This window comes from Mesorhizobium sp. M0701 (assembly GCF_040320365.1).
In the GTDB taxonomy this organism is placed as follows: Bacteria; Pseudomonadota; Alphaproteobacteria; order Rhizobiales; family Rhizobiaceae; genus Mesorhizobium.
Genome location: NZ_JAMYPO010000007.1, coordinates 105,969 through 129,530, shown reverse-complemented (window position 1 = coordinate 129,530; position 23,562 = coordinate 105,969). Strand labels below are relative to the sequence as shown.

Sequence of the window (23,562 nt, the reverse complement as noted above, 5' to 3'; positions counted from 1 at the left end):
ACCGGAACCAGCGGCGCGCTTTCTGGGGCAGGCGACACTAGATAAGTTCGCATACACGATCAGGAGCGGCCCATCATGTCACGACCAGCCCCGGCATTTGCATCCGTCGCGTCCGTCCGGTTCGACGCCGATGCCGACGCCAAGCTTTCGGCGCTCAGGCGCACCAAGTTCGTCGCCGCCGCAGCACTCGCGGTTTGCGTGCTGATCTTCGCGGTGGCGAAATCGCTCGAGAGCCGGCATGCATGGTTGGGCTTCGTCGCCGCTTTCGCCGAGGCGGCGACGATCGGCGGGCTGGCCGACTGGTATGCGGTGGTGGCGCTGTTTCGGCGGCCACTCGGCCTGCCGATCCCGCATACGGCCATCATCCCGGAGAACCAGAACCGCATCGCCGACAATCTCGGCCGCTTCATCGAGGTCAATTTCCTGGCGCCGGAGCCGGTGCGCGAAAAGCTCGCCGAAGTCGACTTTTCGGCGCTGGTCGCGGACTGGCTGGCCGACCCGAACCGCGCCGCCGACCTGTCGCGCTTCGTCGGCCGGCTGGTGCCGCAGACCCTGGCGGCGGTCGAGCAATCCGGACTGCGCGGCTTCGTCACCAGCCGCATGCTGGAGCAGATCGAAAAGGTGCCGCTGGCGCCGCTCGCCGCCGAGCTGCTGTCGGCGCTGACCGACGATCGCCGCCACCAGAAATTATTCGACGAGTTCACCAAGGTGGTCGGCCGCTTCCTGAGCGACGAGCAGGCGCTGGCGACGATGCGCGAGAAGATCCGTGAGGAACTGCCGTCGCTGTTCAACCTGTTTCGCGCCGACGCCTATCTGTTGAAGAAGATCATTGCGTCGGCCGGCTCGCTGCTCGATGAGGTGCGCGCCGATCCGCACCATCCGATGCGAGCCGAATTCGACCTTTTCGTCGAAACCTTCGTCGAGCGGTTGAGGACATCCAAACAATATGCCAGGCGCGCTGAAAAGCTGAAGCGCGATTTCCTTGCCCGGCCAGAGCTCAGCGCGCTGGCCGGCGATATGTGGGACAGCCTGCGGCTGTTCATCGAACAGGACGCCGAGGCGCCGAATTCGATGATCCGCGACCATCTCGCCACCATGTTCGTCGAGGTCGGCCGCCATCTTGCCGACGACGCGCAGATCAGGGCCGACATGAACCAGGGGTTCATCGTGGCGCTGGCGTCCTTCGTCGAAAGCCAGAAGAGCGGCGTGTCGAAGTTCATCGCCGACCAAGTCAAGCGCTGGGACCTCGCGCAACTGACAAAGCTTATCGAGATGAACATCGGCAAGGATCTGCAATATATCCGCTTCAACGGCATGATCATCGGTGGCCTTGCCGGGCTCGTGCTCTACACCGCCGAACGGCTGTTTCTTGTCGGCTGACTCGTCCGAATGGACCGCTGAGCTTCGCTGCACTATCTTCCGTGCAGTGGCGGCGTTCACGGCAACAGGGGGAGAGTACCAGCATGGCAAAACGACCGGAGTCCGAGTCCTTCATCGACATGTTCGGCAAATTCGGCCGCGACCTGAAGCTGCCGAATATCGATGTCGAGGCGATCCTCGCCCACCACGCCAGGAACCTGGAAGCGCTGGAGAAGTCGGCACGGGCGAGTGCCGCCGGAGCGTCGGCGTTGTTATCAAGGCAACGCGAGATGCTGCAGGACACGCTGCGCGAAATCACCGACATGGCACAAAACTACAGAGCGCCCGGCAATCCGCAGGAAATGATGCAGAAGCAGGCGGCGTTCGCCAGGAAATCCTTCGAGACCGCGCTGAAGAATGCCGGCGAGATGGCCGAACTGGCGAGGGCGTCCGGCACCGAATCGATCGAAATCCTGCGCAGCCGCATCAAGGAGGCGATGGAGGAGATCCGCGCCGGCCACGACAAGAAATAAGCTGTTCCCCAGCAGCACGCTTGCCGGCGGCGAAGACTGGCGGTTCGCGGCCGAAGATTATGGGCTGGAATCGCACTGGCGAATTGACAGGGGCCGCCCGTCGTGGTCCGGAACAGGCAAGCGATCGGGAAAGCAGGAATGACGCAGATACGGCCGAGGACGCCGCCGACCTTCGAGCAACTCAGGGCGATGGCCGGGCAGGAGTTGGGCGTTTCGGACTGGACACTGGTCGATCAGCACCGCATCGACCAGTTTGCCGAATGTACGGGCGATCATCAATGGATCCATGTCGATCCCGAGCGGGCGAAGCGGCAAAGCCCGTTCCGCACCACGATCGCGCATGGCTATCTGACCCTGTCGATCATCGGCGCGCTGGCGCTCGAGATGGGGATCGTACCCGAAAACACGCAGGCCGCGTTCAATTACGGTTTCGACAAAGTGCGCTTCGTGGCGCCGGTCAGGGTCGGCTCGCGTATCAGGCTGCGCACCACGCTGTTGTCGATGGAAGACAAAGGTCCGGGGCAATATCTAATGAAGGCCGCCAATACGGTCGAGATCGAAGGCGAGCAGAGGCCGGCGCTGACCGCCGAGACGCTCGTCATGCTTTACGCACGCCGCAAGCGGGCCGGCACCTGAGAGTTCAGCCTCAGTTTTGCGGCAGCGCAATCAACGCGACATCGCCTCTTCAAGCGCCCTGAAAACCCGGTCGTCTCCCGATTGGGCGACATTGAAGCGCATGTAACGGCTGGCCGAACGGGACAGGCTGAACGCATTGCCGGGCGCAAGCACGACATTGGCCGACAGGGCATGGCGGGCGACATCCGCGGCATCTATCCCCTCCGGCAGCCTGCACCATAGAAACATGCCGGCGGGCTGATCTATCCATGGCACGATGCCGATCGCCCTGAGGCGGGTGCCGGTTTCTTCCATGGCGCGCGAGAGCCGCGCGCGCAGCAGATCGACGTGCTTGCGATAGAGGCCGTCCTTCAGCAGCGTCAGCACCAGTTCGGATGCAAGTCGCCCGCTGCCAAACGACGTGGCGATCTTGAGATCGGTCAAACCTTCCATCCAGTCGCGAGGAGCGGCGATGAAGCCGCAGCGCACCGATGCCGACAGCGTCTTGGAAAAGCTTCCGATATGGATGACCCGGCTGAGGCCGTCGAAGGCCGCCAGCCTGGGCGCGGGCGTGTGTTCGAAGTCGGCGAAGATATCGTCCTCGATGATCGTCAGCCCCGACTGGTCAGCGAGCTTCAGCAGCCGATGGGCAACGACCGGGGACAATATCGCGCCGGTCGGATTGTGGAGCGCCGAATTGGTGATGTAGAGGCGCGGCCGGTGCTCGTTCAGCGCCTGCGCGAACAGTTCGATGTCCGGACCCGAGCGCGTGTAGGGGACGCTGATCACCTTGGCCCGATGGGCGCGCAACAGGGCATGGAAGTTGAAGTAGCAGGGATCGTCGACCAACACCGTGTCACCCGGTTCGAGCAGGAACCGGCACAGCAGGTCGATCGCCTGGGTGCCCGATTCCGTCAGCATGATCTGGTCCGGAGAGGCTTCGATGCCGTGCTCGGCCATGCGCCGCGCCAGCAGATGGCGTAGCGCCGGCAAGCCGAGCGGCGTGCCGTAGTCGGTCAGAGCGGCGTCGTCGGCGCGGGCCGTCGTCCGCAGTGCCCGGCGCAATCCAGCCTCGGGCATCCATGTTGCCGGCAGCCAGCCGCAACCTGGTTTCAGGACGCCGTCGCCCGCTTCCAGCGATTGGCGCGAGACCCAGAGCGGGTCGACGGCACGGTCAAGCCTGGGGCCGATCTCGGCCAGCGACAACGGAGCCAACGGTCCGGCGGCATAGAAACCCGAGCCCGGCCGCGAGCGGATCATGCCTTCCGCCGCAAGACGCTCATAGGCTTCGACCACGGTGGATTTGGAAACCTGCATGGCCTTGGCGAACGCCCGGATCGAAGGCAGCCGCGTTCCCGGTGTGAGGCTGCGCGCGGCGATCCTGTGCCTGATCGTCGCCATGACGCTTTCGACAAGCGTCCGGCTGCCTTCATCAGTTGTCGTCTGCTCGTCCATCCGTACTGCTCGCCCTACCATGACGGTTTTGTCAAACTGTACCTGATTGTCTCTGGCGGAGCCAGACGCCCGGCCCGATAGAGGGCGAAATCAGCGGGGCATCGATGGACAAGATGGCGAGTAGTTGGGCGGCGAGTAGTTGGGCGGCGAGTGGTTGGGCGGCGAGTGGCTGGGTCAACGGGTTCATAGGCGTGCTGATCTTCAGCGGTTCGCTTCCGGCGACGCGCGTGGCGGTGATGGATTTCGATCCGGTATTCGTAACGGTCGCCCGTGCGGCTTCGGCGGGCATCCTCGGCCTGGCGCTGCTGCTCGTTTTTCGTCAGAAGCGTCCGGAGCGGCGAGAACTGTTCCCGCTGGCGATCGTGGCGCTTGGCGTCGTGGTCGGCTTTCCCCTGCTGACGGCGCTGGCGCTCAAGCACATCACGTCGGCTCACTCCATCATTTTCGTCGGCCTGTTGCCGTTGGCGACCGCGATCTTCGGCGTGGTTCGAGGCGGCGATCGCCCGAAGCCGGCGTTCTGGCTGTTCTCGTGCCTCGGTAGCGCCCTTGTCGCCGGTTTTGCAGTCACGCAAGGCCTGTCGGTCTCGCCGCTCGGCGACATCTTGATGCTGGCCGCCATCATCGTGTGTGGATTGGGCTATGCCGAAGGAGCGGCGCTGTCGCGCAAACTCGGCGGTTGGCAGGTGATTTCGTGGGCGCTGGTGCTGTCGCTGCCCCTCATGCTGGCGCTGACGTTCATCACCATGCCGCCGTCGCTCGAAAGTGCCGGCAGGGGCGCATGGATTGGCCTGGCCTATGTTTCGCTGTTCAGCATGCTGATTGGTTTCGTGTTCTGGTATCGCGGCCTGGCGCAAGGCGGCATCGCCGCGGTCGGGCAGTTGCAACTGCTGCAGCCTTTCTTCGGCCTTGGGCTGGCAGCAGCGCTGCTGCATGAGCAGGTCAGTCCCGCCATGATCGTCGTCACCGCCGCCGTCGTGCTTTGCGTCGTCGGTGCCAAGAGATATGCGAGATAGATGCGCCGGCTGCCGGAGTTGCATGCGAACCGGGTGGAATCCTCAAGGATGCTTGGCAACGATATCAGTTCGCCCGGCAGTGGCGCGGGCTGAAAATACCGCAAGGATCAGCGCCATCAGCACCAGGCCCGTCGCCACCTGGAAGGTGACCTGCATCCCTCGTGCCGCTGCCGCAGGTGCCAACACTGCCAAGCCAGTGCCTTCCCCAGCCGATGCGAAGGCGAACACCGCGCCCATCACCGACGCACCGGTGATCAGGCCGAGATTGCGCGACAGATTGAGCAGGCCGGAGACGACGCCACGCTGGTCGGATGCGACGCCCGTCATCACGGCCGAATTGTTGGAGGTCTGAAACAGGCTGTAGCCGGTGCAGACGATGATGATTGGTACGGCATAGCCGGCAATACCGAATTCCGCCCGCGACAGAGCAAAGGTGCCAATAGCGAGATCGAACAGGCCGACGATCATGATCCGGTTCGCCCCGAAACGATCGACCAGGCGTCCGGCCGGCAGCGCCGCCAATGCGGTAATCAGAGGGCCGGTCGACAGAACCAGCCCGACCATGGCTGCGTTCAGCCCGAGCGCGCGCGACAGATAGAATGGTGCGACCACCAGCGTCGCCATCATCACCGTGGCGACGATCAGGTTCATGGCGAGGCTTGCGTTCAACGCCTGGTCGCGGAACCTCGCAGGTTGAATCAAAGGGTTCTGGACCCTTGTCTGCGCAACGACAAACAGCAGGCCAGCCACGGTTGCGGCAATCAGCAAGCCGACATTGAGAGAACCAAAACTGCCACGCCCAAGGGTCATGGCGAGCGCATAGGCGGCTAGCGTCAGCGCGAGCAAAGCCGTGCCGATCCCGTCGAAACCGCGCCGACCTGGCGTCTTTTTTCCGGCCGGCAGGAAGCGCCAGGCAAGCGCAAAGGCCAGCACCCCCAACGGCAGATTGATGAGGAAGATCGCGCGCCAGCCGAGGCCGGCAATCAACAGTCCGCCAAGGGAGGGGCCAAGCGTGGTGCCGATCGCCGACATGGCGCCGAGCAGGCCCATGGCGCTGCCGGTTTTATCCCGGGGAACTGCGTCGGCGACAAAGGCCAGCGTCAGAGCCATCATGACGGCCGCGCCGAGCCCCTGTGCCGCCCGTGCGGCAATCAGCAGCCAGAACGTCGGCGCGAGCCCGCAAAGCACCGATGCGAAGGTGAACAGGGCGATGCCGCCGAGCAATAGCGGGCGGCGACCGACTATATCGGCGAGGCGCCCGGTGCTGACAATCAAGGTGGTGATGGCGAGCAGATAGGCCAGGACGACCCATTGCACGAGCTGGAACGATGCGCCGAATGCCTGCATCAGCGATGGCAGCCCGACGCTGGCGATGCTGGTGGCGAGCGACGACAGCAGCGTTGAAAGCGACAGGCTTGCCAATGCCCATCGGGTCGAGCGTGCGCTCACCGGGGCAACTTCGGCCCAGGTCTTTTCAGCGGTCGATGCCAAGGTGAACTCCTTTGCCGGCAGCCCCCAATCGGAGCTGTCGGACGCTATTCCCTCGCATGATGTGGCGGAAGGCGCAGTATTTGCATCTTATTCGTGCATGAAACGCCACATCGCGGCCGAGCTGTGCTACGGTCCTTCCATGTCGTCGCCAGATCTCAATCTGCTTGTCGCCCTCGATGTGCTGCTGACCGAGGGCAGTGTGGCGCGCGCGGCCGGGCGGCTGCGCCTCAGTCCCTCGGCGATGAGCCGGACGTTGGCGCGGTTGCGCCAGGCGACAGGCGACCCATTGTTGGTCCGGGCCGGCCGTGGCCTGGTTGCGACGCCGCGCGCGCTCGAATTGCAGCAACAGGTAGGCCGAGTCGTTCAGGATGCGGAAGCGCTGCTGCGCCCGGCCAAGCTCCTCGACCTCTCTGCTCTCGACAAGGTCTTCACGCTGCGCGCCAACGAAAGTTTCGTCGAGGAGTTCGCACCGCGTCTTCTGACCCGTGTCGAAGCGGATGCACCTGGCGTGCGGCTGCGTTTTGCGCCGAAATCCGACAAGAACGACATCTCGTTGCGTGACGCGGCGGTTGATCTCGAAATCGGGGTTGCCAGTGAAACGAGCCCTGAAATGCGCATTCAGGCGCTGTTTCGCGACCGCTTCATCGGTGCGGTGCGAACGGGTCACAGGCTGGGCGAGGGCCCAATGACGCCGGAACGCTATGCGGCCGGCCGCCACATCAGCGTTTCGCGGCGCGGCCGCGAAAGGGGCCCGATCGACGAGGCCTTGAAGCGGCTGGGACTCGAACGGACGATCGTGTGCATGGTTTCCAGCTTCTCGGCCACGCTCGCCATGGCGCGCGCCTCCGATCTGATCGCCAGCGTCCCCGAACGGCACACGCTGGGCGCGCGCACGGGCATGTACAGCTTCCCGTTGCCGGTCGATATCGAGGAGGTCACCATTTCGATGCTGTGGCATCCGCGACTCGATGCCGATCCGGCACAAGGCTGGCTGCGAGCCTGCGTGCGGGAGGTCTGCGCGTCGTTTCGCTGATCCAGACTCGGGGCGTGATCTAGAATCTGGTCACCACGCCGATGCCTATGCCTTCGAAGCTGCCCATCGCCATCAATGCGGCCGGCGCCTCTTCGAGGCTGATCTTCTTGCCGACCAGCAGCTCGGGTTTCAGCTTGCCGGTGCGGATCATCTCCATCATCGCCTGGTAGCGGAAGGCCTGCATGCCGTGGCTACCGCGGATTTCGAGCTCGAATGCGATCACCTTGTCCATCGGTATCTGCGGCCTGGCATGGTCGCCGAGCATCAGGCCGACCTGCACGTGGCGGCCGCGGCGGCGCAGGTTTGCGATCGAGTTGAACGAGGTACTGGGGTGGCCGAGCGCGTCCATCGACATGTGCGCGCCGCCATTGGTGATCTGCTTGACCGCCTTGACCACGTTCGGCGTCTTTGCCGCGTTGATCGTCGCCACCGCGCCGATCTTTTTGGCAAAGTCCAGCTTCTCGTCCGTGAGGTCAATGGCGACGACATTGGCGCCCATGGCGCTGGCGATCATGATCGCCGACAGGCCGACGCCGCCGCAGCCGTGCACCGCCACCCATTCGCCGGGCGTCACCCGGCCCTGGTCGACGATGGCGCGGAACGAGGTGACGAACCGGCAGCCGAGGCTGGCGGCGGTGGCGAATTCCATCTCGTCGGGCAAGCGCACGAGATTGGTGTCGGCATGGTCGATGGCGACATATTCGGCGAACGAACCCCAGGCGCTGAAGCCGGGCTGGAACTGATGTTCGCACACCTGGTGGTTGCCCGAGGTGCATTCGAAGCAGCGGCCGCAGCCGACGGCAAACGGCACGGTGACGCGCTCGCCGTCCTTCCAGCGGGTCACCTGGTTGCCTGCGGAGACCACGACGCCGGCCAGTTCGTGGCCCGGCACATGCGGCAGGCGGATGCCGTCGTCGTGGCCCATCCAGCCATGCCAGTCGCTGCGGCAGAGGCCGGTCGCCTCGACCTTGATGACGACGCCTTCCGGCGAAGGCGTCGGATCCGGCACCGTCTGGATCGTCGGCGCCTCGCCGAATTTTTCGAAGACGACGGCTTTCATCGGCAGTTCCTCATCACTTCACGCAATTTGCGGCTATTCGGCATCGATCTGGTTCTCAGGCGCGGCCTTCTGGAACGCCGGCAGCGCCATGCAGGCGGCATTGATGCGCGAGATCGTCGGGTAGGGCGTCATGTCGACGCCGAAGCGGGCATTGCTGGTGACCTGTGCGACCAGGCAGATGTCGGCCAGCCCCGGCGTGTCGCCATGACAGAATGTCTTGGTCTCGGGCGAGGAAGCCAGAATCTTTTCAAGCGGCTGGAAGCCTTCGTTGACCCAGTGCCGGAACCAGTTGACGACATCCTGGTCGCCGGCGCCGAACAGTGTGCGCAGCGAGGTCAGCACGCGCAGATTGTTCACCGGATGGATGTCGCAGGCGATCATCTGCGCCAGCATCCTGACGCGGGCGCGGCCAGGCGCATCCTTGGGCAGCAGCGGTGGCTCAGGCGTGGTCTCGTCGAGATATTCGATGATCGCCAGCGATTGCGTCAGCAGCGTGCCATCGCCCAGGACCAGTGCCGGCACCAGCCCTTGCGGATTGACCGCGAGGTAGGCGGGTTCGAGATGCTCGCCGTGGCGCAAATGATGCGGCACGTAGTCGTAGGACAGGCCCTTCATCTCCAGCGCGATCCGCACCCGGTAAGAGGTCGAGGAGCGGTAATAGTTATGGAGGACGATGTCGCTCATCGGATCGGTTGGCCGATGGTCAGTTCGATTTCGCCGATGCCGTCGACGCCACCGGTGATCTTTTCGCCCGGCCCGACGGCGCCGACGCCAGCCGGTGTTCCGGTGAAGATCAGGTCGCCTGGCCGGAGTTCTACCGCCTCGCTGCAAATCGACACGATGTCGGGAACCGGCCAGATCAGTTCGGCAAGGTCGCCGTCCTGCCTGATCTCGCCGTCGACCGCGAGCCAGATGCAGCCCTTTTCGGGATGACCGGATTTTTGCGCCGGGACCAGCGGGCCGCAGGGCGCTGAACGGTCGAAGGCTTTCGACCAGTCCCACGGCCTTGCCGCCTTTTTCGCCTCGTCCTGAAGGTCGCGGCGGGTCAGGTCGACACCGACGCCGTAACCCCAGACATGGTCCAGTGCGCGCTCGCGCCGGATGCGGAAGCCGGCTCCGCCGATCGCGACGACCAGCTCGATTTCGTGATGCAGGTTTTGGGTCAGCGGCGGGTAGGGGATAATCGTACCCGAACCGACCGCCGCATCGACCACTGCGTCGCCTGGCTTGGTGAAGAAGAAGGGCGGGTCGCGCTCATCATTGCCGAGCTCGCGGGCATGAGCGGCGTAGTTGCGGCCGACGCAGAAGATCCGGCGCACCGCAAAACGCTCCGGCGAGCCGGCCACGGCCACCGACGGGGTTGCGGGCAGGGGAAGGACGAAGCCGGTCATGCACTGTCTCTGTTTCAGTGGATATGTCGCCGGCACATTCGACCGATTTGGCCGGTCGGGCAAGGCATTGCATCGCGCAAAGGCTAGGCCTGCCGCACGGTGCCGCGGAAATCGCCGGTACATTTTGCTCTGCCGGCCAGATGGCAATGTACCATTTGGGAATAAGCCGGCCACGGCGCGAAGCGCCTGCCGCCAACGCCTGAGACTGTCGACCGTTGGTTTCGGGGAACGGACGTAACAGCCCCATTCGGTCCGTCCTGTGCTTCGGGCGTGTCGTTATCTCGCACTTGCACAAAGTTCTGGTGCGCTGCAATATAGCTGGAGGAATGCGGCCTCCAGCCCGCCTTTCGCAGGTTCAATGAAGGGACCGGCATGACGGACATCTCCGCGACGCGTCTTGTCGTGTCCAGGCCTGTCGCCGATAGCTCGGCAAGAACCAGGCTTGCCTATCTCGACGGCTGGCGCGGCCTGTCGATCGCGCTGGTGCTGATCGGCCATTTCTTCCCCGTTCCCGGCATCAATCTCGGCGTCCTGGGCGTCGAATTCTTCTTCGTGCTCAGCGGCCGGCTGATGGCCGAGATCCTGTTTGTCGAATACTATCCGCTGAAGAAATTCTTCAAGCGCCGGTTCTCCCGCATCTACCCGGCACTGCTGATTTTTGTCGTCGCCGCGATGGTTGCCTTGTCCGGCACATTCATCGCCTTCAAATGGAAGGCGGCGCTGACGGCGCTGACGTTCACCTACAACTATGCCGGAATTCTCGTCACCCGCGCCGGCGCGCTCGACCATATCTGGTCGCTGTGCGTCGAAGAGCACGCCTATATCATCTTGGCGCTGATCAGCGTCGTCGTCTCGGGGCGGTCCCGGGTCATCATGTTGCTCGGCGCATTGTCGGTGCTGGCCATGGCAAACGGCGCCATCTCCTACCGGGTGCTCGCAATAGGCTACGAGGGCACCTATTGGCGCACCGACGTGCACATCGCCTCGATCCTGCTGTCAGCGGTGATATGCCTGCTCAAGGCCGACGACAGGCTGCCGGCGCTGCTCAAGGGCCCGCATGTCGCCTTGGCGGCCGCTGTCGTGGCGATGCTAGTGTTCATGGCTGCCGTGCCTACCCCGATCCACTATCTGGTCGCGGTGCCGCTGCTGGCGCTCGCCGTCAATTTGCTCGACTTCAGCAGCCGGTATCTGACCGGGTTTCTATCGTCCCTGCCGATGACGATGCTGGGGCTGTGGTCGTATTCGCTCTATCTTTGGCAGCAGCCCTTTTACCAATTCGTCGACATAAAAGGCAGTTCGCCGTGGTTGATGCTTGCGGCGGCGTTCGCTTGCGCGCTGTGCAGCTACTACATCATCGAAAAGCCGGCCCGCTCCTGGCTGAACCGCAATTGGTAGGGCGAACGGCGCCCGCCGTTCAGCCGGCGATCCGTCTTGCATAATACCGCACGGCTTTCCTGCCGCCGTGGATCACCGCGTCGCCCACTTCCGCAAAGCCGAGTGCGGCATGGAAGGCGTCCGAAGCCGGATTGGGTGGCTCGGCATTGACTTCGCAGGTGACGATCGCCTGGCCCGCGCGTGACGCCTGCTCGAACAGATCCTCATACAGCCGGCGGGCATGGCCGCGCCCGCGCGCTGCGGCGGCGACCACGACGCGATCGACATAGACGAACCGCGGGAAGCGCTGGCGAAACCACAGGAAGTTCGGGCTGTCGTAGCTCGCGTGCTGGTCGAAGGTCATGATGAAGGCTTCGAGCGCACCGATACGGCGCGCGTAAAACGCTTCGCCGAGCAGGAAGGACAGGCTCTCAGGTTCGAGCCATGATAATTCCGCAGCGTGCTCGTTGTTGAGCGCGAGGATGGCGGGCTCATCCTGCGGCGAAACCCGTTCGATCGGCAAACGCATTTCGATCATGTTTTTGTTCGATCTTCCAGGATCATGTCCGGGCAGCGGCGATGGTCGCCGCCACCAGCGCCTCGTCGGTCACGGTGTTGCGGTATTCGCGGTCGAGGTCGGTGCCGCCCATGCCGACCCTTGGGTTGCGGTAACGCATGGCGCTCGGCACGTCCTTGAGCGCGGCGAAGTGCATTTCGCTCAACCCGGTTTTCCTCCGCACCTTGCCGATGTTCTCGGGATCAAGCCCGCCGCAGCCGAGGATGATGATGCGGTCGCCGGCCTGCCTGACAAGATCGGCGAGCAGGTCAGCGCCCTCCAGTGCCGTGTCGCGCTGGCCGCTGGTCAGCACGCGGCCGACCTTGCAGCGGATCAGCGTCTCCAGCGCCTCGGTCGGGTCGCGGGTCATGTCGAAGGCGCGGTGGCAGGTGACGTTCAAGCTCCCCGCTGCCTGCGCCAGTTCGCTCATGCGCTGCTCATCGATCGTGCCGTCGGCATTAAGGCAGCCGATAACGACACCGGCGACGCCGAGCTCGGCAAGCGCACGGACATCGGCGAGCATCGAACGATATTCGGCTTCGCTATAGAGAAAATCGCCGCCGCGCGGCCGCACGATGACGTGGAACGGGATCGTCGCCAGCTCGAGCGCGGCGCGCACCGTGCCGAAGCTCGGCGTGATGCCGCCCTCGATCAGGCTGGCACAGAGCTCGACACGGTCGGCGCCTGCGGCTTGCGCGGCCAGCAGGCCGTCTATGCCTTCGACGCAGATCTCGATCAGCGGGAGGCGAGGGCGTTCGGTCTCGGTCATGGGCGATCCGTCGATGATTTCAGCTGGCCAGCGGTAGCATCGGGCATGGTGCGATGAAAGCCGGAAGTGTTGGCTCAACACGCGACAGGGCGGCCGGCGGTGCTCCAATTTTGCCGCTTGACACATCCATAACCGTTCAGCTATATGTCGATTCATAGCTAGCGAGTTATTGATTGATTAACAGCGCAGCCGACCGAAAGCTAAATGTGCGGCCGGCAAAAACACGCCTAAGGAGACCACCATGCAAGCACGGTTGAAAAACCCGGTGATGCTCATTCCCGGCGCCTTGCAGGCACTGCTCGCGCTGGACAAGTCGACGGAGACGGCCGACCTGTCCTATGTGACGCGCAAGCTCGTCCATTTACGCGCCAGCCAGATCAACGGATGCAGCCTCTGCGTCGATATGCATGCGCGCGAATTGAAGAAGGCCGGCGAAAAGGACGAGCGCATCTTTGCCGTGTCCGCATGGCGGGAGACACCCTACTTCACCGACGCCGAACGCGCGGCGCTGGCACTGACCGAGACGGCAACCCGGTTGGCCGACCGGCCAGACGCGGTAACGGATGCGGTCTGGGATGAAGCCGCCCGGCACTATGACGAAAAGGCGCTTGCCGCCCTGGTCGTCCAGATTGCCCTGATCAACGCATTCAACCGGCTCAACGCAACCACCAGGCAGATGGTCGGCGCCTGGGGCTGAACGGGACTCGCTTTTCGCAACGGCACGTCAGATCCGCAACTCGTGAGCGTTCGCGCGCACGAAGTCGATGAAGGCCCGCAGCTTCGGCGGTACCAGGCGGCGGCTGGGATAATAGAGGTGAAGCGGCTCGTAAGCGGGACAGAAAGGCTCCAGCACCTTGACCAGCGCGCCTGAGGCGAGAAGCGGCGCGGCGAGGCCCTCGACGGCGAAGGCGAGGCCAAGCCCTTGCGCGGCGGCGGTAATGCACAGCGGAAGCGTGTTCACGACCAGACATGCGTCCGGCGTGAATGCGACTTCGCGTCCCTCCACGATGAACTCCCAGGGTGAAATCGTGCGGGTGCGGGTGAGGGCGAATGCGATGCAGCGATGGGCGGCGAGGTCTGCCGGCCGTTTCGGTGTGCCGTTGCGCGCCAGATAATCGGGGCTGCCCACCACGACCATCTGCAGGGGCCCGCCCAGGCGCGCGCCGATCATATCTCTCTCGAGAAGCTCGCCGATGCGCAGGCCGGCATCGAAGCCGTCGGCGGCGATGTCGACGAAGCTGTCGTCGAAGATCAGACTAAGCCGCACTTCGGGATAAGCATCCATGAACGGCCGCATCAATGGCTCTATCAGCAGCGGCGCGGCGATCCAGGGCAAGCTGAGGCGCAGCGTGCCGGCGGGACGGTCGCGGCTCTCGCGCAGAGCCGCACCAGCCGCCCAGATGTCTTCGGCTGCCGGGCGCACGTGGTCGAGGTAGTGGGCGCCAGCCTCGGTCAAGCCAACGCTGCGGGTCGTGCGGTTGAGCAGCCGCACCCCCAGACGCTCCTCGAGCCCCTTGACCGCCTCACTCAACGAGGCCGGAGCGACGCCGAGCTCGGCGGCGGCGCGGGTGAAGCTCCTGGCCTCGGCGACTTTCACGAAGGCGACGATGCCGCTGAATTGGTCGAGGCGCATTGTAAGGATTTTCCAAATAGCCCTGTCGAATTCTACTGGTTTTTCCGGCGAACAAAAGGCGTCATGTTGGGTCCGACGAACGGGCCTCGGGAACGGCTCGAAAAGACAAGGAAACAGGATCGATGACCAGGCTTGCTTTACTCGCCGCCGGCACTCTTCTGGCGGTGTCTGCCGCCCCGGCGCACAGCGGGTCACTGGAAGACCGCAATATCCAGCTCATCAAAGACTATTACGCAGCTTACGCGACCGGCAATACCGAGGCCGTGCGGCCCTTCCTCGCGCCCGACATCGTGTGGCGCATTCCCGGTCATCATCCGCTCGCCGGCGACAAGCGCGGGCCGGACGAGGTGGTCGCCTTCTTCCGCGGCCTGGCCGATGGCAAGTTCAAGGCCGGGCCGATCTTCTTCCAGGCGCAAGGCGACCTCGTCGTCGACGTCCATCGCGGCTGGTCGAATGTCGGCTCAGGTCCGGAGATCGACCAGCTCTACGCGCTGATGTTTCGCATCCAGGACGGCAAGATCGCCGAGGCACAGAATTTTTTGACCGACATGTACCAGTCGGACGCTTTCTACTGGGCGCATTACCCGCTGAAGCCGCTGCCCGGCCGACTGGCTGGCGAGCGCTGAGACGGCGGTCTTTCTCGCAACGCGCCGCGCTTCTCATTCCAAGCCAAAGGAGACTTGCTATGCTTAAAACCCTGACACTTGTCGTAGCAACCACCGCCGCGCTCGCCGCCTCCAATGCCGTCGCCGTACCGCGCGTCGAGCGCGTCGCTTTTGCCTCGTACGGTGAGCAGATCATCGGCGAGCTCTATCTGCCGGAGGATATGGACGCGGCGAAACCTCGGCCGGCGCTGGTCGTGACCGGCGCCTGGATGACGGTGAAGGAACAGATGCCGGCCCGCTACGCCCGCGAGATGGCCGATCGTGGCTTCGTCGCCTTGACCTTCGATTTTCGTGGGTGGGGCGAAAGCGGCGGCATACGCCGCCAGTACGAGGATCCTAACGCCAAGATCGCCGACATCGAAGCGGCGGTCGCCTATCTCTCGCGCCGGCCCGAAGCCGATCAGGACCGCATCGGCGGGCTCGGCATTTGCGCCAGCTCCGGCTATATGGTCACCGCCGCCGCCGAAAACGCCGCGATCAAATCGGTCGCCCTCGTTGCGCCCTGGTTGCAGGATGCCGAAGTGGTCGAGCAGGCCTATGGCGGCCGGAATGGCGTCGTCAGGCTTGAGGCCGTGGGCGATGCGGCCGAGGCTGAGTATCGCCGCACCGGCAAGCAAGCGTTCTTGCCGGCCGCCAGCCTGACCGACGAGCGCGCGATCATGTTCAAGGTGCCCTATTACACCGAACCCGATCGCGGCATGCTCCCGGCCTGGCGCAACGAGGCCGATCCGGCGTTCTGGCGCGGCTGGCTGAGGTTCGACGCTATCCAGGCTGCTCCGCGCCTGCACCAGCCCTTTCTGATGGTGCACAGCGAGGCGACAATGTCACCCAATTCGATTTCTACGATCGTGCCGCGCCGGTGAAGGCCGCAAGCGATGCCGTCGCCGCGCACTTCCGCGCGACGCTGGGCAGTGCGGGGGAGGCGGGACAATGAGCCTCGTCACCCGCCGGCATGTCCTGGCCTCGGCGGTTTCCGCCGCGATGGTTTCCGCCGTCTCGGCGCCCGCCTCGAGCGCTCCGGGAGATGCGCTGACAGTCGAAGACAGGATCGCAATCGCCGAGGCAGTGGCCGGGATCGGCCTCTATGCCGATCTGCGTGAATGGAACCGGGTCAGATCCTATCTCGCGGCCCGTGTCACGACCGACTATACCAGCCTCTTCGGCGGCGAGGTCACGACCAGCGGCCGCGACGCGCTGATCGCCCAATGGCAAGCGCTGCTGCCGGGCTTCGACGCCACCCAGCACCTCATCACCAACATCATTGTAGAAGGCGGGGATAACGGTGCGGTTGCGCGCAGCCATATCCGCGCAACCCACTGGATCGGCGGTCGGTTCTGGACGGTCGGTGGCAGCTATCTCCACCGGCTGGTGCGGACGCCGGAAGGCTGGCGCGTCAAGGCAATCTCCATCCGCCGCTTGTACGAAGAGGGGGATCGCGCCGTGCTGGCCGCCGCTGCCGGCCGGGTAAAGGCGGAGGCCAAATGAGTGTTCGGGTTTGCGCATGCCCAATCGCGCGGCGAGGTTGCTCGGAGCATCGGCAACGTGAATATTGATCGAAATGTCGGGGCAGGCTTGGCGCATGCGGCATTAGTGCCGCCAACCGCGGAGACAGGACATGACCCTTTCATTGCAGGAGGTTTCCGATAGGCTTGAGATCGAACAACTGCTTGTTCGCTATTGCTATGCGGTGGACGATCGCGACTGGGAAGCCTATCGCAAAATATTCACACCCGATGCCGTGCTTGACGACACTGTAACAGGTGGAATCAGGAGCGGTGTGGATGAGCATGTTGCTTACATGAAAGGCGCCCTTTCGAAGATATTGATCTCGCAGCACGCCATTTCGACAATCCTTCTGGATCTCCGAGGGGATGAGGCCAGCGTGCGCGCGCATTGTTCATGCCCGATGGTGGTAGACCTCGGCGAAGGCAAAAGGCAGGTCTTCTTCCAGGGGCTTTGGTATCGAGACCGCGTCGTACGCACGTCCGAGGGCTGGCGCATAAGTGAACTTGTCGAGGAAGGCTATTGGAATCACAATTTGCCGGAGGGGTTCGCGTTCTGACGCCTGTTACGCGCTGTGCTGGATCCGCCCCGGACGCCGTTTTCAGACGTGGCAGCTACTGGCGCAACACCGTGTTCTTGGTGCCTTCTTCGACCTGGTCGATGACCAGCAGCTTGACCGGATCGGCGCCGACATTGGTCGCCTGATGCCACTGCCCGATCATCTCGATGATGAAATCACCTGTTTGATAGGTGTTGCTCTTGCCGGTCTCGACATTGGTGACCTGAAGCGTGCCGGCCTCGACATATGCATAGCGCGGAAACGGATGCTTGTGGACCGGCAAGGTCGCGCCCGGCGCGATCTGATAGGCCGAGACCAGGACCTGTACGTTCTTCTGCGGCAGCGTGATCGGCTGGCCGGACGCGGTCTCGGTGCGAGAGGCAAGCGGGGTCACGACAACCGGCGTGCCGCTGGCATCGAGCGCCTGGGCGTTGTTTGCAAACAGTGCAGCCGCGAGCAGCAGCGTCGATACCAAGATTTTTCGCATGATTCCCCCCGAGCTGCGCCAGCATTGCGCAGCAAGCTTTGAGGCACAAGCTTGTCTGTTCAGGAGCGCCTTATCCCGCTCTTCTGAACATGCCCGGCGTCATGCCATGCATGGCCCGGAATGTACGGGAAAAATGGCTCTGGTCGGCGAAACCCGCCGTAATAGCGGCGTCGGCGAGGCCAAATCCCTGTTCGATCAGCGCGCTCGCCCGGCGCAATCGCCGGTCGCGGATATAGGCCGCCGGCGTCAGGCCAATTACCTTGTTGAAGTCGCGGATGACCTGGAACCGGGTCACGCCAGCCGCGCCGGCAAGCCGCTTGAGGTCGACCTGCGAGCCAAGCTCGCTTTCGACAAGATCGCGGTAGAGGGAAAATCTTCGCTGCGATCCGGAGCTTTCGATCTCTTCGGCCTGTCCGCTCGAGTCGCCATGCCGAACGATCAGCCGTCGCAGCGCCACGAGCAGGGACGTCTCGGCCGTCATTGTGTCCGGGGATGTCGAGCCCTGGTGTGCTGCCATCAATGCTGCGGCGAGACTGCTGTCTTCGATAGTCGCGCGCGAAAATACTGGAGCGCCGTCGCGGCCGAGTTCGCGGGTAAGCGCGGTCATCATCGGCACCGAAGGATAAAACGTCCGGTAGGCCCAGCCTTCATCCGCCCCGCGTTCGCCGTCATGCCACTCCTCGGGATTGACGACGGTAATGGTGCCTGCCGGAGCGAGAACGCTTTTGCGGCCGATGCGAATGCGCTCGCAGCCAGAGGTGATCAGGGCGATCACATAGGTCGGGTGCGTGTGCAAGTCATAGCGGTGCCGGGTGAAGCGCGCCTCGAACAGGCCCAGGTCGGGGAAGCACGGATGGCGCCAGTATTTCCCGGTCTCTGCCGCTTCGTTTGTCCTTGCCATGGTCAATCCGGTTCAAGACGCCTCTCGCCGGGCCTTCTATGGCAGGCAAACCAAGCCGCTTTTTGTCGGCGGAAAGGAGGCATCATGTTGCATAATGACCCCGTCGCCGCGCTGACACCAGAGGTTATAGGCTGGCGGCACCATATCCATGCCAATCCGGAACTCGCATTCAATGAATACGAAACGGCGCGTTTCGTTGCAGAGAAGCTGCGCTCCTTCGGCGTCGACGAGGTGCATGAAGGGATCGGCGGCACCGGCGTCGTCGGTGTCCTGCGCAGCGGCGCTGGAACGTGCGCTATCGGCCTTCGCGCCGAGCTCGACGCGCTTCCGGTGCTGGAGAAAACCGGCCTGTCCTATGCTTCGAGGCAAGAGGGCGTGATGCACGCCTGCGGCCATGACGGCCACGCCGCCATGCTGCTCGGCGCCGCCAAACTGCTCAGTCAATCGCGCGCCTTCGACGGAGCCGTCACTTTCATCTTTCAGCCGGCCGAGGAAAACGAGGGCGGCAGCATGCGCATGATCGAGGACGGCCTGTTCAAGCGCTTTCCGGTCGAAGCGGTCTATGCGGTTCACAACTGGCCGGGCATCAGGCTGGGGACGATCGCCGCCCGCGTCGGGCCGCAAATGGCGGCCGTCGATAATTTCGAACTGACCTTTGAGGGTCTTGGCGCTCATGCCGCCATGCCGCAGCTCGGGGATGACCCGATCCTGGCCGCGGGCGCCTTCGTGCAAGCCGTCCAGCGCATCGTCAGCCGCTCGGTCGACCCTCAGAGCGCGCTTGTCGTCAGCATCACGCAGATTCATGGCGGCAATGTCGGCAATATCGTGCCGGGCAAGGTCTGGCTGCAAGGCACCTGCCGCTTCTTCGAGCACGGCCTTTCCGACCATTGCGAGAGGCTGATCGGCGAGATCGCACAAGGTATTGCCGCCGCGCATTCGCTCAAGGCCAGGCTCGACTACAGGAAGGGCTATCCGCCGCTGATCAATACGGCCGATGCGACGGCCCGCGCCGTCGAGGCCGCCGCCTCCGTCGTCGGCCGGGAGAATGTCTTGACCGAGTTCAGCCCCAGTCTCGGCTGCGAGGATTTCGCTTTCATGATCCGCGCCGCCGGCGGCTGCTATGCGTGGATCGGCGCCGGCGAGGTCGGCCCGGGCGAAGGCCTGCACGGCGACCGCTACGTTTTCAACGACGAGATCGTGCCGACGGTGATGCGCTATTACGTCAACCTCGTCGAGCAGACGCTTCCGCGGGCCGATCCTTCCACAGCAGTTTTTCCGGCGTGATCGGCAACTCCCGGATCCGCTTGCCTGTGGCGTCGAAGACGGCGTTGGCAACAGCAGCGGCAACGCCGGTGGCGCCGAGTTCGCCGATGCCTTTGCCGCCGATCGGGCTGGCATGCTCGTCCACCTCATCGACGAAGTGGATTATGATGTCGCCGGGAATGTCGGCGTTGACCGGAATGGCGACTCCGGAAAGGTTCTTCGACAGGAACCGGCCAAGCACCGGTTCGTGCCTGCTCTGCTCCATTGCCGCCATGCCCCAGCCCCAGATGATGCCGCCCGTCATCTGGCTGCGTGCGGTGCGGGGATTGACGATGCGGCCGGCGCTGTAGCTGCCCACGGCGCGACGAAGCCTGAGCAGGCCGAGCCCCGGATCGACGCCGACCTCCATGAAAATCGCGCCGAAAGTGCGCATCGCGAGGCCTTTGCCATGCTGCGCCGGATCGAACGAGCCGGAGCCGGTGATCTCGCCGATGTCGGTATGGCTCATCACGTCGGCGATCGTCTGACCGCCGGCAGCGCCTCTGCGGCGAATCTTGCCGTCCTGCATCTCGACCTCGTCCGGCAGCAGATTGGCAAGACGGGCAAGCTGCGAACGCGCATCTTCGGCAGCGGCAAGCACCGCCGCGCCCACCCCCATGGTCGATGACGAGCCATAGGTCGGTCCCGCCTCCGGCAGCTGTGTATCGCCCATTTCCATCTCAATCCTCTCCATCGGCAGGCCCAGCACGTCGGCCGCGATCTGCGGAAAGATGGTGAGTGTTCCGGTCCCTATGTCCTGGGTGCCGGTGCGGATGAGCACCGTGCCATCTCGGTGCAACCTGACCTCGGCTGCAGGCGTCGGGTTGCGGAAACAGCCCATGCTGCAGGTCGCCATGCCGTAGCCGATCAGCCAATCGCCGTCGCGTTGCGGCTTGCGCGGGCGCTCGCGCCAGCCGAACAGGCGGGCGCCTTCCTCATAAGCCTCGCGCAGCTTCTTCGACGACCAGGGCTGGCCGGTGGCCGGATCCGTGTCCGCATGGTTGACCAGACGCAGATCGAGCGGATCGATGCCGAGGCGGTGGGCGAGCTCGTCCATCGCGCTTTCGAGCGCCCAGGTGCCCGGACCCTCGACCGGCGCGCGCAGCGGCGTCGGCATGGCGACGTTTGCGCGCTCCACGCGCTGGCTGAGACGCATGGCCGGCGTGGCGTAGAGACCCTTCGAGGCTTCGGTGGCGAACTCGACGAAATCGTCGGTCACGGTGGTCAGGTTGACCACGTCCTGTTGCACGGCGGTCAGCTTGCCCGACCTGTCCGCCGCCAGCACGATCTTCTGTGCCATGCGCGGCTGATAACCGAGGCACGAATAGGCATTGGCTCGGCTTAGCGCCAGCCTGACCGGGCGCTCCATGATGCGCGCGGCGGCGGCGGCCAGCACCTGATGCGGCCAGATCCAGCCCTTGCCGCCGAAGCCGCCGCCGGTATGGCGGGAAATCACGCGGACCTTCTCGGCCGGGACATTCATGCGGGCGGCAACCACCTGGCGGACACCGTAGACGTGCTGCGTGGCGTCGTGCAGCGTCAGCTCTCCGTCATTCCATTCGGCGAGCGTCGCCGAGGGCTCCATGGCGTTGTGATGGCGCGACGGCTGCAAATAGACGGCTTCGACCGTGGCGGCGGCATCAGCAAGCCCGCGGTCGACCTCGCCCTTCGTAAACGTCGGCTCCAGGAACAGGAAGCCGCTCTCCCTCGGCACGACAGCAGCCTTGTCGATGGCGGTCCACTCGGGGGGTGCCGGCAACTCCGGCTCGGCGAACGCGTAGCGCAACGCGACGCGGCGAGCGCCGGCCTCCGCCGCCTCCAGCGTCTCGCCCAGCACAATGGCAAGCGGCTCGCCCTCGTGACGTATTTCGTCGCCCTGCATGGGCATGAAGCTCTGCGCCGCGGGCGGGCCTTCGGCTTGCTGCATCTGCGTATCGGGCTCGGCCCTTGGCGATACGAACCGGCCGAATTTGGGCATGTCCTCATGCGTGAGCACACGCACGACGCCGTTCTCGGCGAGCGCGTCGTCGACCATGATCGACGTCACGCGGCCGGCCGGAACGGGCGCGGTCACGAGTACCGCATAGAGCAGGTCGGGGGCGAAATAGTCGGCCGCATAGCGGGCGCGGCCGGTGACCTTGACGCCGCCGTCAGGGCGGGCAACAGGCTGGCTGATCATCATGACGGCATCCTCGCTGCTCTTTCGATCGCCCGCAAAGCGGCGGTCTTGGCCAGTTCGATCTTGTAGGCGTTCTGCGACAAGGGACGCGCTTCGGCGAAGGATTGCTCGATAGCGGTGCTCAACGCCTCGCGATCGCCGATTTCGGCACCGGCGAGCTGCTGGTCGGCGGCGCTCAGCCGCCACGGCCGCAGCGCGACGGACCCCAGCGCCAGGGCCGCCCGACGGATGGTTTGGCCGTCCATCTCCAGCACAGCGGCGGCAGAGACGATGGCGTACTCGTAGGATTCGCGCTCGCGCACCTTGAGGTAAGCCGATCGCGGCGCCGGCGCCGGCAGCTCGATTGCCGTGATCAGTTCGCCTTGCTGCAACACATTGTCTGCCTCGGGCCGCGTGTCGGGAAGCAGGTGGAATTCCGCTGCCGGAATGCGCCGGCCGCCGCTGCGGTGCGCGGTGACGATGACCGCATCAAGTGCTGCCAGCGCCACCGCCGGGTCGGATGGCTGGGTGGCGACGCAATCCTCGGTCCAGCCGAATATCGCGTGATTGTCGTTGATGCCATGCAATGCCGAGCAGCCGGAGCCGAGCTGACGCTTGTTGCATGGCAACTGCTCTTCGGCACGGAAATAGGCACAGCGCGTCTTCTGCAGAAGATTGCCGCCTATCGTTGCTAGGTTTCTCAGCTGCGGCGATGCGGCGTTGAGGATCGCCTGGCTCAACACCGGATAATCGCGCATCACCAGCGCATGCTGCGCGACATCGTTGAGATGCGTCAGCGCGCCGATCGTCAAGCCGCCGCCGGGCAGTGCCTCGATCTGATCCAGCCCGTCGAGGCGGGAGATATCGATGATCCGCGCCGGCCCGGCAATTCCAAGGCGCAGCCAGTTGAGCAATTCGGTGCCGCCGGCGAGAAAGGCGCTGTCGGGCGCGGCACCGGCTGCGATCGTGTCGCCCAGGCTGTCGGCGCGCGCATAGACGAATGGGGTCATTGGATCGCCCTCCCGGCCGCTGAGCGCACCGCCTCGACGATTTGCGGATAGGCCGAGCAGCGGCACAGATTACCGCTCATCCATTCGCGGATCTCGGCATCGGAGCCGGTATGTCCCTCCTCGATCAGTGCCGCCGCCGACATCACCTGTCCGGGCGTGCAGAATCCGCACTGGAACCCATCATGATCGATGAACGCCTGCTGCACGGGATGAAGCGCATCGCCGTTTGCCAAGCCTTCGATCGTCGTGACCTCGCGTCCCTCGCAGGACACGGCAAGTATCATGCAGGCATTCACACGCCGTTCGTCGAGATGCACGGTGCAGGCGCCGCACTCGCCGAAATTGCATCCCTTTTTCGTTCCGGTCAGATGAAGCCGCTCGCGCAGCAGGTCGAGCAGCGTGACGCGGGGATCGAGATCGGAAAGGCTGTGATCCTCTCCGTTCACCCGCAACCGCAATAGGTGCCGATCGTGGAAGTCCATTGGGGGTTACCTCGAAGCACATGCCGTACTCGTCGCAGGGACTCGTCCAGCAAGCAGCCACCCACCTGTCGAGGCGAAATAGGGCGGTCGATTCCGGTGAAAAGGCGCTGCCGGTCAGGGAAGGCTAAAAAACGCGCATTTGAGATTTGCGGCGGAGCGGAAAGGCCCTGCATAACTGTGGTTCACGGCCGTCCCAACATGAGCCGAATGCAG

At 64.3% G+C, this 23,562-nt stretch carries 25 protein-coding genes; 12 read left to right on the top strand and 13 right to left on the bottom strand.

The features are described 5' to 3' along the window. Window positions 1-75: 75 nt before the first annotated feature. From NKI24_RS09580 to NKI24_RS09570, 3 genes are all read left to right on the top strand, one after another. A complete protein-coding gene (locus NKI24_RS09580) occupies window positions 76-1,380 on the top strand; it encodes a DUF445 domain-containing protein (protein WP_352744720.1) in 1,305 nt (434 codons plus the stop codon). 83 nt (window positions 1,381-1,463) lie between these two features. Continuing rightward, a complete protein-coding gene (locus NKI24_RS09575) occupies window positions 1,464-1,892 on the top strand; it encodes a phasin family protein (protein WP_352451943.1) in 429 nt (142 codons plus the stop codon). A gap of 138 nt (window positions 1,893-2,030) precedes the next feature. Next, on the top strand, window positions 2,031-2,528 hold the full coding sequence (locus NKI24_RS09570; RefSeq protein WP_292664992.1) for a MaoC family dehydratase: 498 nt from the start codon (window positions 2,031-2,033) through the stop codon (window positions 2,526-2,528). Between the two features lie 30 nt (window positions 2,529-2,558). Here NKI24_RS09570 and NKI24_RS09565 read toward each other — a convergent pair whose 3' ends face one another. Then, the gene (locus tag NKI24_RS09565; RefSeq protein ID WP_352451942.1) at window positions 2,559-3,962 is read right to left on the bottom strand and encodes an aminotransferase-like domain-containing protein; all 1,404 of its coding nucleotides are present in this window, start codon (window positions 3,960-3,962) and stop codon (window positions 2,559-2,561) included. Window positions 3,963-4,075: 113 nt separating this feature from the next. Here NKI24_RS09565 and NKI24_RS09560 point away from each other — a divergent pair, with 113 nt between their 5' ends. After that, window positions 4,076-4,975: a DMT family transporter gene (locus NKI24_RS09560; protein WP_352451990.1), complete on the top strand. Its 900-nt coding sequence runs from the start codon at window positions 4,076-4,078 to the stop codon at window positions 4,973-4,975. A gap of 42 nt (window positions 4,976-5,017) precedes the next feature. Here the strand turns inward: NKI24_RS09560 and NKI24_RS09555 are convergent, their stop codons facing one another. Then, window positions 5,018-6,466 (bottom strand): MFS transporter, encoded by a 1,449-nt coding sequence (locus NKI24_RS09555; RefSeq protein ID WP_502901440.1) that lies wholly within the window; start codon window positions 6,464-6,466, stop codon window positions 5,018-5,020. 139 nt (window positions 6,467-6,605) lie between these two features. Here NKI24_RS09555 and NKI24_RS09550 point away from each other — a divergent pair, with 139 nt between their 5' ends. Continuing rightward, window positions 6,606-7,499, top strand: coding sequence for a LysR family transcriptional regulator (locus tag NKI24_RS09550; RefSeq protein ID WP_352451988.1), 894 nt, complete (start codon window positions 6,606-6,608; stop codon window positions 7,497-7,499). A 19-nt stretch (window positions 7,500-7,518) separates the two neighbouring features. Here NKI24_RS09550 and NKI24_RS09545 read toward each other — a convergent pair whose 3' ends face one another. The 3 genes from NKI24_RS09545 to NKI24_RS09535 are packed head-to-tail and all read right to left on the bottom strand — an operon-like array spanning window position 7,519 to window position 9,950. After that, the gene (locus NKI24_RS09545; RefSeq protein ID WP_352451941.1) at window positions 7,519-8,559 is read right to left on the bottom strand and encodes a zinc-dependent alcohol dehydrogenase family protein; all 1,041 of its coding nucleotides are present in this window, start codon (window positions 8,557-8,559) and stop codon (window positions 7,519-7,521) included. A 33-nt stretch (window positions 8,560-8,592) separates the two neighbouring features. Beyond that, window positions 8,593-9,243 carry a maleylacetoacetate isomerase gene (maiA, locus tag NKI24_RS09540; protein WP_352451940.1) on the bottom strand — a complete coding sequence of 217 codons (651 nt, stop codon included), beginning with the start codon at window positions 9,241-9,243 and terminating at the stop codon, window positions 8,593-8,595. Continuing rightward, on the bottom strand, window positions 9,240-9,950 hold the full coding sequence (locus tag NKI24_RS09535) for a fumarylacetoacetate hydrolase family protein (protein ID WP_352451939.1): 711 nt from the start codon (window positions 9,948-9,950) through the stop codon (window positions 9,240-9,242). The genes maiA and NKI24_RS09535 overlap by 4 nt, the downstream gene beginning before the upstream one ends. 372 nt (window positions 9,951-10,322) lie before the next feature. On the opposite strand from NKI24_RS09535, the gene NKI24_RS09530 reads away from it, so the two are divergent. Next, on the top strand, window positions 10,323-11,345 hold the full coding sequence (locus NKI24_RS09530) for an acyltransferase family protein (RefSeq protein ID WP_352451938.1): 1,023 nt from the start codon (window positions 10,323-10,325) through the stop codon (window positions 11,343-11,345). 19 nt (window positions 11,346-11,364) lie between these two features. Here NKI24_RS09530 and NKI24_RS09525 read toward each other — a convergent pair whose 3' ends face one another. Continuing rightward, complete coding sequence (locus tag NKI24_RS09525; RefSeq protein ID WP_352451987.1) at window positions 11,365-11,853, bottom strand: GNAT family N-acetyltransferase; 489 nt, start codon at window positions 11,851-11,853, stop codon at window positions 11,365-11,367. A 31-nt stretch (window positions 11,854-11,884) separates the two neighbouring features. After that, window positions 11,885-12,649, bottom strand: coding sequence for a copper homeostasis protein CutC (locus NKI24_RS09520; protein WP_352451937.1), 765 nt, complete (start codon window positions 12,647-12,649; stop codon window positions 11,885-11,887). 241 nt (window positions 12,650-12,890) lie between these two features. Between NKI24_RS09520 and NKI24_RS09515 the strand changes: the two genes are divergently transcribed. Next, the gene (locus NKI24_RS09515; protein ID WP_352451936.1) at window positions 12,891-13,346 is read left to right on the top strand and encodes a carboxymuconolactone decarboxylase family protein; all 456 of its coding nucleotides are present in this window, start codon (window positions 12,891-12,893) and stop codon (window positions 13,344-13,346) included. Between the two features lie 27 nt (window positions 13,347-13,373). Here the strand turns inward: NKI24_RS09515 and NKI24_RS09510 are convergent, their stop codons facing one another. Continuing rightward, window positions 13,374-14,282 carry a LysR family transcriptional regulator gene (locus tag NKI24_RS09510; protein ID WP_352451935.1) on the bottom strand — a complete coding sequence of 303 codons (909 nt, stop codon included), beginning with the start codon at window positions 14,280-14,282 and terminating at the stop codon, window positions 13,374-13,376. 122 nt (window positions 14,283-14,404) lie between these two features. Between NKI24_RS09510 and NKI24_RS09505 the strand changes: the two genes are divergently transcribed. The 4 genes from NKI24_RS09505 to NKI24_RS09490 all read left to right on the top strand — a co-directional run bounded on the left by NKI24_RS09505 (window position 14,405) and on the right by NKI24_RS09490 (window position 17,009). Further along, window positions 14,405-14,908 (top strand): nuclear transport factor 2 family protein, encoded by a 504-nt coding sequence (locus NKI24_RS09505; RefSeq protein ID WP_352451934.1) that lies wholly within the window; start codon window positions 14,405-14,407, stop codon window positions 14,906-14,908. 59 nt (window positions 14,909-14,967) lie between these two features. Further along, window positions 14,968-15,810, top strand: coding sequence for an alpha/beta hydrolase (locus NKI24_RS09500; protein ID WP_352744713.1), 843 nt, complete (start codon window positions 14,968-14,970; stop codon window positions 15,808-15,810). A gap of 67 nt (window positions 15,811-15,877) precedes the next feature. Beyond that, window positions 15,878-16,432 carry a nuclear transport factor 2 family protein gene (locus NKI24_RS09495; protein ID WP_352451932.1) on the top strand — a complete coding sequence of 185 codons (555 nt, stop codon included), beginning with the start codon at window positions 15,878-15,880 and terminating at the stop codon, window positions 16,430-16,432. Window positions 16,433-16,562: 130 nt separating this feature from the next. Continuing rightward, entirely contained in the window at window positions 16,563-17,009 is a 447-nt protein-coding gene (locus NKI24_RS09490) for a nuclear transport factor 2 family protein (RefSeq protein ID WP_352451931.1), read from the top strand. A 55-nt stretch (window positions 17,010-17,064) separates the two neighbouring features. On the opposite strand, the gene NKI24_RS09485 is transcribed toward NKI24_RS09490, so the two are convergent. Continuing rightward, window positions 17,065-17,496: a cupin domain-containing protein gene (locus NKI24_RS09485; RefSeq protein WP_352451930.1), complete on the bottom strand. Its 432-nt coding sequence runs from the start codon at window positions 17,494-17,496 to the stop codon at window positions 17,065-17,067. 70 nt (window positions 17,497-17,566) lie between these two features. After that, the gene (locus NKI24_RS09480) at window positions 17,567-18,397 is read right to left on the bottom strand and encodes an AraC family transcriptional regulator (protein ID WP_352744709.1); all 831 of its coding nucleotides are present in this window, start codon (window positions 18,395-18,397) and stop codon (window positions 17,567-17,569) included. Between the two features lie 84 nt (window positions 18,398-18,481). Between NKI24_RS09480 and NKI24_RS09475 the strand changes: the two genes are divergently transcribed. Next, entirely contained in the window at window positions 18,482-19,681 is a 1,200-nt protein-coding gene (locus NKI24_RS09475; protein ID WP_352635531.1) for an amidohydrolase, read from the top strand. Here the strand turns inward: NKI24_RS09475 and NKI24_RS09470 are convergent. Genes NKI24_RS09470 through NKI24_RS09460 form a run of 3 tightly spaced genes read right to left on the bottom strand, consistent with a single transcriptional unit; the run spans window position 19,620 to window position 23,349 of the window. Then, window positions 19,620-21,881 (bottom strand): xanthine dehydrogenase family protein molybdopterin-binding subunit, encoded by a 2,262-nt coding sequence (locus NKI24_RS09470; protein WP_352744705.1) that lies wholly within the window; start codon window positions 21,879-21,881, stop codon window positions 19,620-19,622. The genes NKI24_RS09475 and NKI24_RS09470 overlap by 62 nt on opposite strands. Continuing rightward, window positions 21,878-22,867, bottom strand: a complete 990-nt coding sequence (locus tag NKI24_RS09465; protein WP_352451925.1) for an FAD binding domain-containing protein — start codon at window positions 22,865-22,867, stop codon at window positions 21,878-21,880. The genes NKI24_RS09470 and NKI24_RS09465 overlap by 4 nt, the downstream gene beginning before the upstream one ends. Then, entirely contained in the window at window positions 22,864-23,349 is a 486-nt protein-coding gene (locus tag NKI24_RS09460; RefSeq protein WP_352451924.1) for a (2Fe-2S)-binding protein, read from the bottom strand. The genes NKI24_RS09465 and NKI24_RS09460 overlap by 4 nt, the downstream gene beginning before the upstream one ends. Window positions 23,350-23,562: the final 213 nt, after the last annotated feature.